The organism is Duganella sp. 3397 (assembly GCF_031456625.1).
Lineage (GTDB): Bacteria > Pseudomonadota > Gammaproteobacteria > Burkholderiales > Burkholderiaceae_D > Rugamonas > Rugamonas phyllosphaerae.
Genome location: NZ_JAVDVB010000004.1, coordinates 471705 through 484258 on the forward strand (window position 1 = coordinate 471705; position 12554 = coordinate 484258).

12 protein-coding genes are annotated in these 12554 nt (G+C 62.4%); 8 read left to right on the forward strand and 4 right to left on the reverse strand.

Annotated elements, in window-relative coordinates:
• The first annotated feature begins 130 nt into the window (after positions 1 to 130).
• Together ftsZ and J2X54_RS14925 are read left to right on the forward strand one after the other, a co-directional pair.
• Positions 131 to 1348 carry a cell division protein FtsZ gene (ftsZ, locus tag J2X54_RS14920; protein WP_070248183.1) on the forward strand — a complete coding sequence of 406 codons (1218 nt, stop codon included), beginning with the start codon at positions 131 to 133 and terminating at the stop codon, positions 1346 to 1348.
• A gap of 28 nt (positions 1349 to 1376) precedes the next feature.
• The gene (locus tag J2X54_RS14925; RefSeq protein ID WP_070248181.1) at positions 1377 to 1880 is read left to right on the forward strand and encodes a peroxiredoxin; all 504 of its coding nucleotides are present in this window, start codon (positions 1377 to 1379) and stop codon (positions 1878 to 1880) included.
• Between the two features lie 189 nt (positions 1881 to 2069).
• Here J2X54_RS14925 and J2X54_RS14930 read toward each other — a convergent pair whose 3' ends face one another.
• Both J2X54_RS14930 and ctaD read right to left on the reverse strand, forming a co-directional pair.
• Entirely contained in the window at positions 2070 to 2570 is a 501-nt protein-coding gene (locus tag J2X54_RS14930; protein WP_070248180.1) for a DUF2244 domain-containing protein, read from the reverse strand.
• Positions 2571 to 2580: 10 nt separating this feature from the next.
• Positions 2581 to 4224: a cytochrome c oxidase subunit I gene (ctaD, locus tag J2X54_RS14935; protein WP_310181621.1), complete on the reverse strand. Its 1644-nt coding sequence runs from the start codon at positions 4222 to 4224 to the stop codon at positions 2581 to 2583.
• A gap of 236 nt (positions 4225 to 4460) precedes the next feature.
• Here ctaD and J2X54_RS14940 point away from each other — a divergent pair, with 236 nt between their 5' ends.
• The gene (locus J2X54_RS14940) at positions 4461 to 4673 is read left to right on the forward strand and encodes a hypothetical protein (RefSeq protein WP_310181623.1); all 213 of its coding nucleotides are present in this window, start codon (positions 4461 to 4463) and stop codon (positions 4671 to 4673) included.
• An 18-nt stretch (positions 4674 to 4691) separates the two neighbouring features.
• Here the strand turns inward: J2X54_RS14940 and J2X54_RS14945 are convergent, their stop codons facing one another.
• Positions 4692 to 5465 (reverse strand): class I SAM-dependent methyltransferase, encoded by a 774-nt coding sequence (locus J2X54_RS14945; protein WP_310181624.1) that lies wholly within the window; start codon positions 5463 to 5465, stop codon positions 4692 to 4694.
• Between the two features lie 94 nt (positions 5466 to 5559).
• On the opposite strand from J2X54_RS14945, the gene J2X54_RS14950 reads away from it, so the two are divergent.
• The 4 genes from J2X54_RS14950 (at position 5560) to lpxC (ending at position 9007) form a co-directional block, all read left to right on the forward strand.
• Positions 5560 to 6324 carry a helix-turn-helix transcriptional regulator gene (locus J2X54_RS14950; RefSeq protein ID WP_310181626.1) on the forward strand — a complete coding sequence of 255 codons (765 nt, stop codon included), beginning with the start codon at positions 5560 to 5562 and terminating at the stop codon, positions 6322 to 6324.
• A 100-nt stretch (positions 6325 to 6424) separates the two neighbouring features.
• On the forward strand, positions 6425 to 6790 hold the full coding sequence (locus J2X54_RS14955) for a hypothetical protein (protein WP_310181628.1): 366 nt from the start codon (positions 6425 to 6427) through the stop codon (positions 6788 to 6790).
• A 392-nt stretch (positions 6791 to 7182) separates the two neighbouring features.
• Positions 7183 to 8025 carry a DMT family transporter gene (locus tag J2X54_RS14960; RefSeq protein WP_310182076.1) on the forward strand — a complete coding sequence of 281 codons (843 nt, stop codon included), beginning with the start codon at positions 7183 to 7185 and terminating at the stop codon, positions 8023 to 8025.
• Between the two features lie 46 nt (positions 8026 to 8071).
• Positions 8072 to 9007 carry a UDP-3-O-acyl-N-acetylglucosamine deacetylase gene (gene lpxC, locus J2X54_RS14965; RefSeq protein WP_310181630.1) on the forward strand — a complete coding sequence of 312 codons (936 nt, stop codon included), beginning with the start codon at positions 8072 to 8074 and terminating at the stop codon, positions 9005 to 9007.
• Here the strand turns inward: lpxC and J2X54_RS14970 are convergent, their stop codons facing one another.
• On the reverse strand, positions 9008 to 9487 hold the full coding sequence (locus tag J2X54_RS14970) for a DciA family protein (RefSeq protein ID WP_310181631.1): 480 nt from the start codon (positions 9485 to 9487) through the stop codon (positions 9008 to 9010).
• 253 nt (positions 9488 to 9740) lie between these two features.
• Between J2X54_RS14970 and secA the strand changes: the two genes are divergently transcribed.
• Positions 9741 to 12545 (forward strand): preprotein translocase subunit SecA, encoded by a 2805-nt coding sequence (secA, locus tag J2X54_RS14975; RefSeq protein ID WP_070248161.1) that lies wholly within the window; start codon positions 9741 to 9743, stop codon positions 12543 to 12545.
• Positions 12546 to 12554: the final 9 nt, after the last annotated feature.

Here is a 12554-nt window from a genome sequence, read left to right on the forward strand (position 1 = left end):
GTAGCAAAAGCAGCTGAACGAAAACGTAAGCATCTAAATTATTTAAATTAATCCGCAGTTTTCAATCTCCAGTTCTCCTACTAATATGAGGACTGGCGCTTGGAAACGGCAAACTGATAGGGAGCACATCATGGAGTTCGATATGGTCGATAACGCAGCTTTGGGCACCGTCATCAAGGTGGTCGGTGTCGGCGGAGCAGGTGGCAATGCGGTTCAACACATGATCAACAAGGGCATGTCCGGCGTGGAATTCATCGCCGCCAATACCGACGCGCAGGCGCTGGCTACCTCGCGCGCACACAACGTCATCCAGATCGGCGAGACCGGCCTGGGTGCCGGCATGAAGCCGGACGTCGGCCGCAAGCTGGCCGAAGAATCGCGCGCGCGCATCGAAGATGCACTGCGCGGCGCGCACATGGTCTTCATCGCCGCCGGCATGGGCGGCGGCACCGGCACCGGCGCCGCACCGATCGTGGCCGAAGTGGCCAAGTCGCTGGGCGCGCTGACCGTCGCCGTGGTCTCCAAGCCGTTCTCGCACGAAGGCCAGAAGTGCATGGACATCGCCGACGAAGGCCTGGAACAGCTGTCGGCCAACGTCGACTCGCTGATCGTGATCCTCAACGAAAAACTCGAAGAGATCTACGAAGACGAATCGCTGATCGAATGGCTGCAACACGCCGACGATGTACTGAACAACGCGGTGGCCGGTATCGCCGAGATCATCAACGTGCCAGGCCACATCAACGTCGACTTCAACGACGTCAAGACCATCATGGGCGAGCAGGGCAAGGCCATGATGGGCACCGCGACCGCATCCGGCATCGACCGTGCGCGTATCGCCGCCGAACAGGCCGTGGCCTCGCCACTGCTCGACGGCGTCGACCTGTCGGGCGCCCGTGGCGTGCTGGTCAATGTGACCGCCAGCCGTGGCCTCAAAGGTAAAGAGATCAAGGAAGTCATGGCTGCCGTGCGCGCCTTTGCCGCACCGGACGCATCGATCGCGCAAGGTATCGCGTACGACGACGCCATGGGCGACGAAATCCGCGTCACCGTGGTCGCCACTGGCCTGGGCAAGAACAAGAAGCACGTGCAACTGGTACCGCAGCAAATGCTGCGCACCGGCACCCACAACAGCCCGATGATGCCATCGGCCGGCATGGGCGGCGCGGCGGTCAACGTGGGCATGGGTTCGACCGGCGTGATGGGTTCGGGCGCTGCCGGCTTCGACGGCATGAAGGCGCCAGCCGTATGGCGCCGCGAGTCGGCCTCCGAGCAAGTGCGCGCGATGGAAAAGAATGGCATGGAAACCTATGACATTCCAGCCTTCCTGCGCAAGCAAGCCGACTAATCATTCATACACATACAAAGGAAACACCATGACCATCAAGATCGGCGACCAACTGCCAGAAGGCACCCTGTCCGAATTCATCGACACCGAAACCGAAGGCTGCGCACTGGGTCCGAACACGTTCAACGTGCAAGACCTGGTCAAGGGCAAGAAGATCGCCATCTTCGGCCTGCCGGGCGCCTATACCCCGACCTGCTCGGCACAACACGTGCCAGGTTACGTCCAGCACGCGGAAGCCTTCAAGGCCAAGGGCGTCGATGAAATCTGGTGCATCTCGGTCAACGACGCGTTCGTGATGGGCGCCTGGGGCCGCGACCAGAAAGCCACCGGCATCGTGCGCATGATGGCCGACGGTAATGCCGCCTACAGCAAGGCCCTGGGCCTGGACGCCGACTTCAGCAAGTTCGGCATGGGCACCCGCTCGCAGCGTTACTCGCTGCTGGTGGAAGACGGCAAGGTCACCCAGCTGAACGTGGAAGAGGGCGGCAAGTTCGAAGTCTCGAACGCAGAAACGCTGCTGGGCCAGCTGTAATCGGCTTCGGTTCGCAGTAACGACAAACGGCGCTTCGGCGCCGTTTTTTTTGGCAAACCCGCAATGCCAACCGCGGGCGGACCCACGTGGCAGGGCACGCGTATCGCAGTGTGGTTTAGGGGGAGCTTACTTACCGCTCCGTCTTACCGCTCCGTCGGGCGGCAGTCATATTTCAAAAGCCCCGACTTTTCAGCCATGCTGGCGTGGGTACAACCACGCCGTGAGTTCGATCGCGACCTGGCGCCGCGCCACAGCAGGCGCATGGCGTCCGAGCGGTACGCGCAGGTCGCCACAGGCCAGCTGCGGCACGGCGTGGTCGGTGGGCGGCATCAGCACGCGCGTGTGCCACGGCGGCATCGACCACAGGCTGTGGGAGCGTCCGCGCCGCTGCTCGACCAGCAGGCAGTCAGCGGACAGTTCGATGCGGTCGAAGTCGTCCAGGTGCCGCGCATGGTGGTGCAGGCAGGCGGCCATCACGGCCGCTTCCAGCGCGGCGTAGGCCAGCATGTGCCAGTAGCCCCACCACAGGAAAACCGCCGCCAGCGCCAGCGTGGGCAGGCACAGCGCCGCGCCCAGCAACAGCAACTGGCGGTCGGTCAGCCTGCTGCGCCGGCGCAGCCACCAGCAGCGGTGCAGGGGCGGGCCTTGCCACCCGCTGCCCCCGTTGCCGATACTGGTATCGCGCGGCATGGTGCGCCCTTTACGCCACCACCGGCGGCTTCTCGAAGGTATGGAACGGCGCCGGGCTCGGCACGGTCCACTCCAGGCCTTCCGCGCCTTCCCATGGCTTGGCGGGCGCCGGTGCGCCACCGCGGATGGTGGGCAGCACGATGGCGAACACGAAGTACACTTGGGTGAGGCCGAACAGCAGCGCGCCGATGGTGGTGAGCTGGTTGTAGTCGGTGAACTGGGTGGAGTAATCGACATAGCGGCGCGGCATGCCGGCCAGTCCCAGGAAATGCATCGGGAAGAAGGTCACGTTTACCCACACCAGCGAATTCCAGAAGTGGAACGCCGCGCGCTTTTGGTTGACCATGTGGCCGGTCCACTTGGGCGCCCAGTAGTAAAAGCCGGTGAAGATGGCGAACAGGGAACCTGCCACCAGTACATAGTGGAAATGGGCGACGACGTAATAGGTGTCGTGCACCTGGATGTCGATCGGCGTGACCGCCAGAATCAGGCCCGAGAAGCCGCCAATGGTAAATACCCAGATGAAGCCGATGGCAAACAGCATCGGCGCCTCGAACGTGAGCGCTCCGCGCCACATGGTGGCGACCCAGTTGAACACCTTCACGCCAGTGGGCACGGCCACCAGCATGGTCGCGTACATGAAGAACAGCTGGCCCGTGATGGGCATGCCGGTGGCGAACATGTGGTGCGCCCACACGATGAAGGAAATGATGGCGATCGATGCCGCCGCGTAGACCATCGATGCATAGCCGAACAGCGGCTTGCGCGAGAACGTAGGCACCACCTCGGAGATGATGCCGAAGGCTGGCAGGATCATGATGTACACCTCGGGGTGGCCGAAAAACCAGAAAATATGCTGGAACATGATCGGGTCGCCGCCAGCGGCGGCGTTGAAGAACGATGTGCCGAAGTGGCGGTCGGTGAGCAGCATCGTGACCGCCCCCGACAGCACCGGCATCACGGCGATCAGCAAGTAGGCGGTGATCAGCCAGGTCCAGGAAAACATCGGCATCTTCATCAGCGTCATGCCCGGCGCGCGCATATTGAGGATGGTGGTGATGATGTTGATTGCGCCCATGATGGACGAGATGCCCATCAGGTGAATGGCGAAAATCGCCATGTCCATGCCGGGGCCCATCTGGATCGACAGCGGCGGGTACAGCGTCCACCCCGAGGCGGTGGCGCCGCCGCCGGCAAAGAAGGAGCCGATCAGCAGCAGCGCGGCCGGCGGCAGCAGCCAGAACGAAAAATTGTTCATGCGCGCGAACGCCATGTCGGAAGCACCAATTTGCAGTGGGATCATCCAGTTGGCGAACCCCACGAACGACGGCATGATGGCGCCGAAAATCATCACCAGGCCATGCATGGTCACCATCTGGTTGTAGAACTCGGGCTGGAAAAATTGCAGCCCTGGCTGCAACAGTTCGAGCCGGATCAGCATGGCCAGTGCACCGCCACTCATCAGCATCACCAGCGAAAACCACAGGTACAGGGTGCCGATGTCCTTGTGGTTGGTGGCGTAGAGCCAGCGCCGCCAGCCGCGCGGGTGGTCGTGCTGGTGAGCGTGATCTTTGGCAAGGTCGTCGCCGTGGCGAAAGCCGTCGGGCGCACTTTTTTTGGTGGGAACAAAAGCGTTGTCGATGGTGTCGCTCATGGCGGCTGTCTCCGGTCAATTGGATCAGCATAGGAGGGCGGCATGCTGGCCTGTGTGGGGCAGTTTTCCGCAGACGTGTAGGACAGCGCGCTCCGATAATTTCGGCTTCTTCGGACTGTTATAGGATAACGCCGAGGGATGACGTCGAGGGACGACACGGAGACCGGGCAAGGCGGCACAGGCCGCGATGGAACTTGCCGCAGTTTCCTACCTCCAACCATATTTAAGGAGCCGAGATGAATACGCAAAACCGATCCGACAAGCTGCTGCCCGCCGATGACCAGGTGGCCGAAGAAGTCAATACCGACCAGCAATCCCCCGCCACGCGCCGCATCGGCCAGTTGCCGCAGCAGCCCGTGGGTGGGCAGTCGGTGGAAGAGGCGGTGGCTGATGCTGCCGGGGCGGCCGATGGCATCGAAAGCCCGCGCCAAGACAAAGATGAGAAGTAGCCTTCATCCGCTGGCAAGCTATTTTTTCAAGCATGCCCTGAACATCGTCGAATCGATGGTAAAGGTTTCATCCTCGCGCACCGCAAAGTAGTCGCGGGTTTCCTGCGGCGCTCCGCGCAGCAGGCTGCGGATGGCGGTCACGCGCTCGCCCGGTGTGCGCATGCGTGCGGTCCATTCGTCGAACTGCATGTCCAGCTTCCAGCCGTCCACGCGCTCGCCGGCGAAGCCGGCCTCGTCGAACATGCGCAACCACTCGGACGCCCGGTAGTCGCGCACGTGCGAGCCGTCGCGCAGCAGTTCCACCGCTTGCAAGGTGGTGTCGTGCAGCGGCGACTCGGGCGCGGTGATGTCGATGACGACCAACACGCCGCCCGGCTTGAGCACGCGTTTCACTTCTTGCAGCGCGGCAGGCACATCGAACCAGTGGTGGGCGGAAAAGCGCGTCATCACCATGCAGAACGACGCATCGGCAAACGGCAGGCTCGCCACGTTGCCTTGCTGCGTGACGATCTGCGGCAGGCCCCGCTCCTGCGCGACGCCAGCCACCACCGCCAGCATCTCCGGCGCCAGGTCGAACGCCGTGACCGACTGCGCCACCGGCGCCACCGCGAAGCTGGCGTGGCCGGCGCCGCAGCCGAGGTCCAGCACCACCGGGCGCTTGCTGCTGCCGGTCAGGTTGGCGGCGATGTCGCGCAAGGCGGTCAGGTCGGCGCCTTGCGCGTGGACCGCGCTGGTCAGGTAGGCGCTGGCGGTGTTGCCGAACTGTCGGGCGACGAGGGCTGGCTGTTGCATCAGATTTTCTCCAAAAAAGGTGGCGGTCAGGGCAGAATAAGCGGGTTTGTATCCTGTAACAAGACAAGGATTTATCCTGGTATAAGGAACTACCATGCAGAATCTCGGTGACTTCATCCGCGCCCACCGCGAGCGCACCACGCCCGACCGGGTGGGCTTGCCAGCGGGCGGGCGCCGTCGCACGCCCGGCCTGCGCCGCGAAGAACTGGCGCAACTGTGCGACGTCAGTCCAACCTGGCTGACCTGGCTCGAGCAGGGCCGCGACGTGGCGCCATCGGGCAAGCTGCTGGCGCGCCTGGCCGACGTGCTGCATTTGAGTACGGCCGAGCGCGCTTACCTGTTCAGCCTGGCCGAACGGCTCGACCCCCATGCGGACGAGATGCACGAAGAAGTGCAGCCGTTGCAGGCGATGGTGAATGCGATCAACGCCCCGGCCTATGTGCTCGACCGCCAGTGGGACGCGCTGGCCTGGAACGCCGATGCGCTGGCGCTGTTCGGCGGCTGGCTGGACGTGGCGGCCGATGCGCCGACGCGGCCGAACCTGCTGCGCTTCATGTTCCGCAGCGCTGCGGCTCGCGGCCTGATCGTCGACTGGGGCGAGCGCGCCAGCCGCCTGGTGGCCGAGTTTCGCGCCGACATCGGCAAGCACACGGGCCTGCCCGCCGTCGTGGGCCTGATCGCCGAGCTGGCGCAAGGCAGTACCGAGTTCCAGGCGCGGTGGACCTTGCAGGACGTGGTGGGCCGCGACGGCGGCCTGCGCCGTTTTCAGCATCCGGCCATGGGCGAGCTGGCTTTTACCCAGGTGACCATGCACCTGGCCAAGCGGCACGATCTGAAGCTGGTGATGTTGTTGCCTTGATCTCAATCTGGCTGAACTTAATGAGACAAGGGCTGTCCAAACTGGATGCGTGTGCGGAGTATGATGATTGGCTGAGATTCCAAGACCTGCGGAGGATGCTATGCAATATTTTGAGTTGCCGGAACTGATACAGATGTACCGGGACGGTGGCGTCCGCTCATTGAAAGTGGCGGAGGTCGGCGCAAAATATCAAATACACGTCATGACTGCGCAGGGCAGCGGTACCTTGCGCGATGGCACACTCGACCGTGGCATCGAATTTTCCACCTCCCAGCGTGCGGCGGCTTATCTTGTCGAGCAAGGGCTGTACGACAACGGCCAGTTGTCGTCCGTCGCACACGATGACTGGGTACGCTCCAAGGTTCAGGCATCGCTCGACGGCCTACGCAATGGCAGTAATGCAGTTTATTCAGAAGATGAGTGGGCTGAAATTCGTCGGGTAAAAAAAGCCAAGCTTGGTGTGTGATGAAGCGCCTCGTGCGTAGCGCGACATATCGCCTGGATCTGGACGACATCGAGAGGTATGTAGCACGCAGGGCTCCCTTGGCAGCAGCGAAGCTTGTGGACCATATCGACGACACCGATATCGTTGCGCTCAACGTGGTACATGCCAAGCGACGCTACCCATGACTAGCGGTGTCCGTGTCAACTGCCTTCCTCGCACCCGCTGCAAAGCCGTTGTCACCTTGCTATAATCGGAGCCGGCCACGCATGTCCCATACCGACGGCCCTGGCTCCGGACGTCGCCATGATGACGTTCCCAGTGGCCCCTCCGGCCAGCGTAGCAAGGAGCTTCCTCTGACTTCCGCTTTCACCAATCCCATCTCCCGCAAGGAAAACCTGCACAGCATCTACGCCATGCTGATCGCCGTGATGATGTTCTCGTTCATGGACACCACCATGAAACTGCTCTCGGCGACCTATCCCGCCACCCAGGTCACCGCGCTGCGTGCGCTCAGCTCCCTGCCGCTGCTGTGCGCCTACATCTGGTACCGCGGCGCGTTTCGCGGCATTTTCAAGGTTCGCTGGGGCATGCACGTGTTCCGCGCCGTGCTCGGCATCGCCATGCTCACGACATTTGCCTATGGCTTGAAGGCGCTGTCGCTGGCCGAGGCGTATTCGATTTTCTTCATTGCGCCTGCGCTCATCACCATGCTGTCGGTGTTCGTGCTCAAGGAGCGCGTGGTGGCCGGGCAGTGGGTGGCCATCGTGGTCGGACTGGTCGGTGTGCTGGTGGTGCTGCGACCCGAAGGCAGCGGTTTTCTCACGCTGGGCGGGCTGGCGATCCTGGCAGCGGCCGCGTGCTACGCGGTCTCGGCCATTACCGCGCGGCTGCTGGCGCGCACCGACAGCACCGAGTCGATGATGTTCTGGCTGCTCACCTTGATGGCAATCGGCGCGGTGGCGCTGGCGTGGCCCATGTGGGTGCCGGTGCGCGCGGCCGATGGCGCGATCTTGCTGGCGCTGGCGCTGTCGGGCTTTTTCGGCCAGCTGGCCATTACCAAGGCGTTCAGTACCGGCAAGGCTTCGATCGTGGCGCCGTTCGAGTACACGGCGCTGGCCTGGGGCGTGGCGATCGACTGGCTGTTGTGGCAGGCGCTGCCCGATGGCTATACCTTGCTGGGAGCGGGTATCATCATTGCCAGCGGCATCTACCTGGTGCGGCGCGAGTCTGCGCACAAGGAGTCGGAGCACCCATAGTCAACCCTTAGCAACCCCGGCCAGACAACTTGGATATAATCAGCCCATGTTAAAACAACGCACCATCAAAGAACTGGTCCGCACCACCGGCGTGGGCCTGCATTCCGGGCGCAAGGTCGAACTGACCCTGCGCCCGGCCGAGCCAGATACCGGCATCGTGTTCCGCCGTGTCGACCTGTCGCCCATGGTCGAGTTTCCGTCGAGTGCGATGGCGGTCGGCGATACCCGCATGGCGTCGGTACTGGTCAAGGACGGCGCCCGCGTCTCCACGGTCGAGCACCTGATGTCGGCCTGCGCCGGTCTCGGGATCGACAACCTGTACATCGAAGTCAGTGCCGAAGAAATCCCGATCATGGATGGCTCGGCCTCCTCGTTCGTGTTCCTGTTGCAGCAGGCCGGGGTGCTGGAACAGCCGGCGGCCAAGAAATTCATCCGCGTATTAAAGCCGGTGGAAATCCGCGAAGGAACGGGCGACCGCGAAAAATGGGCGCGCCTGGTGCCGCACGACGGCTTCAAGCTCGACTTCTTCATCGAATTCAACCATCCGGCGGTCGATGGCACGCAGCAGCGCGCGGTGGTCGATTTCGGCGACGTCTCGTACGTGCACGACGTGGCGCGCGCGCGTACTTTCGGTTTCATGCAGGACGTGGAAATGTTGCGCGGCATCGGCCTGGCGCGCGGCGGTTCGCTGGAAAACGCCATCGTGATGGACGAGTACCGCATCCTCAATTCCGACGGGCTGCGCTACGACGACGAATTCGTCCGTCACAAGATTCTCGATGCCATCGGCGACCTGTACCTGGTGGGTCACCCGCTGATCGCCGGTTACGAGGCGCACAAGTCGGGCCATGCATTGAACAACCAGCTGCTGCTGGAGTTGCTCAAGCATCCCGATGCTTACGAGATCGTCACGTTTGACAAGGTCGAGTCCGCACCGCAGTCATACGCCCGGCAAATGGCCAGCGAGTGGGCGCAGACGTAATTAAATTTCACGCCGACGGGCCACCATCGCCTTCAGGGCAGCAATCAGGGTGGCATTCTGCGGCGACTGTTCGAGGTTGTTGCCGAGGTCGTCGAAGGCGGTCACTGCCGCGTCCGACAGTGACAGCGAACGCATCTGCTCCTTGATTTCGGCCGCCTTGGTCATCTGCACCTTCAGGCGCGTGGCGCTCACTTGCCAGCCGCGCTTGGCCAGGGTTTCCTGTAATTTTGGAATTTGCTGCTTGAGCTTGGCTGCCAGCGCGGCGTTCGGCACCGACAGCGTCAGCTGGCCGTCTTCGAAAGCGAGGATGTCGCAGTAGCGGAACATGGCCGGCAGCGCGGTGGCGCAGTCTTTTTGCAGCGCGGCCATGCGCTCGATGGCGGGCAGCAGGGCGGCCATCTTGTCGTCGCGGCGCAGGAAGTCGGTGGCCACCACGGCGGTGCGGCGCTTGATTGTCAGGTTGGAGGAATTGAATCGCATGGCGCGAACATATCACAACGGCGCCCCGCGCGTCATCCACCGGCCACGCTGTCACCACCGGGTAAAATAGGTTGATTGGGTGACATTGTTCACACCTCGGCCATTGTTATCCAGACCATAGACCCAATGTACAACCCGACGCGTGATAAAATCACCGTCTTTTGCCATAGTCGAACTCCGTGCGGTCGGCCCGTCCCCCTACCGAGCTTCACCTACAGAGCTTTTTTAACGGCGTTTTTTCAAGAATTCAAGCATGTCATTACTGACCAAGATTTTTGGCAGCCGCAACCAGCGACTGCTCAAGCAATACCAAAAAACGGTACGCGAGATCAATGCCCTCGAGCCGGCCCTGGAAAAACTGTCGGATGCCGAGCTGCAAGCCAAGACGCCCGAGTTCAAGGACCGGTTCGCCAAAGGCGAGTCGCTGGACGCCCTGTTGCCTGAAGCGTTCGCGGTCTGCCGCGAGGCCAGCAAGCGCGTATTCAAGATGCGTCACTTCGACGTGCAGATGCTCGGCGGTATGGTTCTGCACCATGGCAAGATCGCGGAAATGGGCACCGGCGAGGGTAAAACCCTGACCGGCACGCTGCCTGCCTACCTGAATGCGCTGTCCGGCAAGGGCGTGCACATCGTCACCGTCAACGATTACCTGGCCCAGCGCGATGCCGAGACCATGGCCAAGCTGTACAGCTGGCTCGGCCTCACCACCGGCATCAACCTGTCGCAGATGGACCACGGCACCAAGCAGCTGGCTTACCGTTCGGACATCACCTACGGCACCAACAACGAGTTCGGTTTCGACTACCTGCGCGACAACATGGTGTTCGACGCCAAGGACCGCGTCCAGCGCGAACTGAACTTCGGCATCGTCGATGAAGTCGACTCGATCCTGATCGATGAAGCGCGTACTCCTTTGATCATCTCGGGCCAGGCTGAAAATCACACCGACCTGTACTACAAGATCAACGAAGTGCCGCAGCACCTGACCCTGCAAGTGGGCGAGGAGACCTCGGACGGCAAGGGCAAGATCGAAGTGCCGGGCGACTACACCAAGGACGAGAAATCGCACCAGGTGCTGCTCACCGAAGCCGGCCACGAGAAGGCCGAAGCCATCCTCACGCAAATGGGCCTGCTGGCCGAAGGCGCGTCGCTGTACGACTCCGCCAACATCACGCTGGTGCACCACCTGTACGCCGCGCTGCGCGCGCACGCGCTGTACCACAAGGACCAGCAGTACGTGGTGCAGAACGACGAAGTCGTCATCGTCGATGAATTCACCGGCCGCCTGATGACCGGCCGCCGCTGGTCCGACGGCCTGCACCAGGCGGTGGAAGCGAAAGAAGGCGTCAAGATTCAGAACGAGAACCAGACCCTGGCCTCGATCACGTTCCAGAACTACTTCCGCATGTACGCCAAGCTGTCCGGCATGACCGGCACGGCCGACACCGAAGCCTACGAATTCCAGGAAATCTACGGTCTCGAAACCGTGGTGGTGCCACCGAACCGTCCATCGGCCCGCAAGGACCGCCAGGACCAGGTGTACAAGTCGGCGCAGGAAAAGTACAACGCCATGATGCTGGAAATCCGCGAGTGCTACGACCGCGGCCAACCGGTGCTGGTCGGTACCACCTCGATCGAGAACTCCGAACTGCTGTCGAGCATCCTGACCAAGGCCGGCCTGCCGCACAACGTCCTGAACGCCAAGCAGCACGCCCGCGAAGCGGAAATCATTGCCCAGGCCGGTAGCCCGCGAGCGATTACCATCGCCACCAACATGGCCGGTCGCGGTACCGACATCGTGTTGGGCGGTAACGTGGAAAAGCAGATCCAGTTCATCGAAGCCAATCCCGACCTGTCCGACGCCGACAAGGCCAAGCAGGCCCAGGCGCTGCGCGACGGCTGGCAAGCGCTGCACGAAGAAGTGGTGGCCGCTGGCGGCCTGCACATCGTTGGCACCGAGCGCCACGAATCGCGCCGCGTCGACAACCAGTTGCGCGGCCGTGCGGCACGCCAGGGCGATCCCGGCATGTCGCGCTTCTTCCTGTCGCTCGACGATCCGCTGCTGCGCATCTTTGCCGGCGACCGCATGCGCGCCGTGATGGACCGCCTGAAAATGCCGGAAGGCGAACCGATCGAAGCGGGCATCGTTTCGCGCTCGATCGAATCGGCCCAGCGCAAGGTCGAGGCACGCAACTTCGACATCCGCAAGCAATTGCTGGAATACGACGATGTCGCCAACGACCAGCGCAAGGTGATCTACCAGCAGCGTAACGAGCTGCTCGAAGCGACCGACACCAAGGAACTGATCGACTCGCTGCGCCACGGCGCCTTCACCGACCTGGTACGCGAATACGTGCCGGCCGAATCGGTGGAAGAGCAGTGGAATATCGCTGGCCTGGAAGCGACCCTGGCGTCCGAGTGGCAAATCGACCTGCCGCTCACGAAGATGCTCGAGACCGAAAAAGACATCAACGACGACGACGTGCTCGAACGCGTGCTCGCTGCCGCCGATGCGCAGTACGAAGCGAAGATCGCCATCGTTGGCCGCGAATCGTTTGCCGGCTTCGAGCGCAACGTCATGCTGCAAAGCGTGGACAGCCACTGGCGCGAGCATTTGGCCGCGCTCGACCACCTGCGCCAGGGTATCCACCTGCGCGGCTACGCGCAAAAGAATCCGAAACAGGAATACAAGCGCGAAGCGTTCGAGCTGTTCGGCCAGATGCTGGACATGATCAAGAACGAAGTGGTCAAGCTGATCATGACGGTGCGCATCCAGTCGCGCGACGAGATCGAACAGGCCGAAGCCGAGATGCAGAAGTCGCACGTGGAAAACGTCAGCTACCAGCACGCCGACTTCGACCCGAACGCGGCGCCGGAAGACCTGCTGGCGCCCGCACCGGCCTCGGCATCGGGCAACAACTACGCCGGTCTGCCACCGGAACTGCAAAACCTCACGGGCGAGCAGCTGATGGAAATGGGCCTGAAAGTGGGCCGCAACGACCCTTGCCCATGCGGCAGCGGCAAGAAATACAAGGCTTGCCACGGCAAGCTGGCGTAAGTCGGTTCG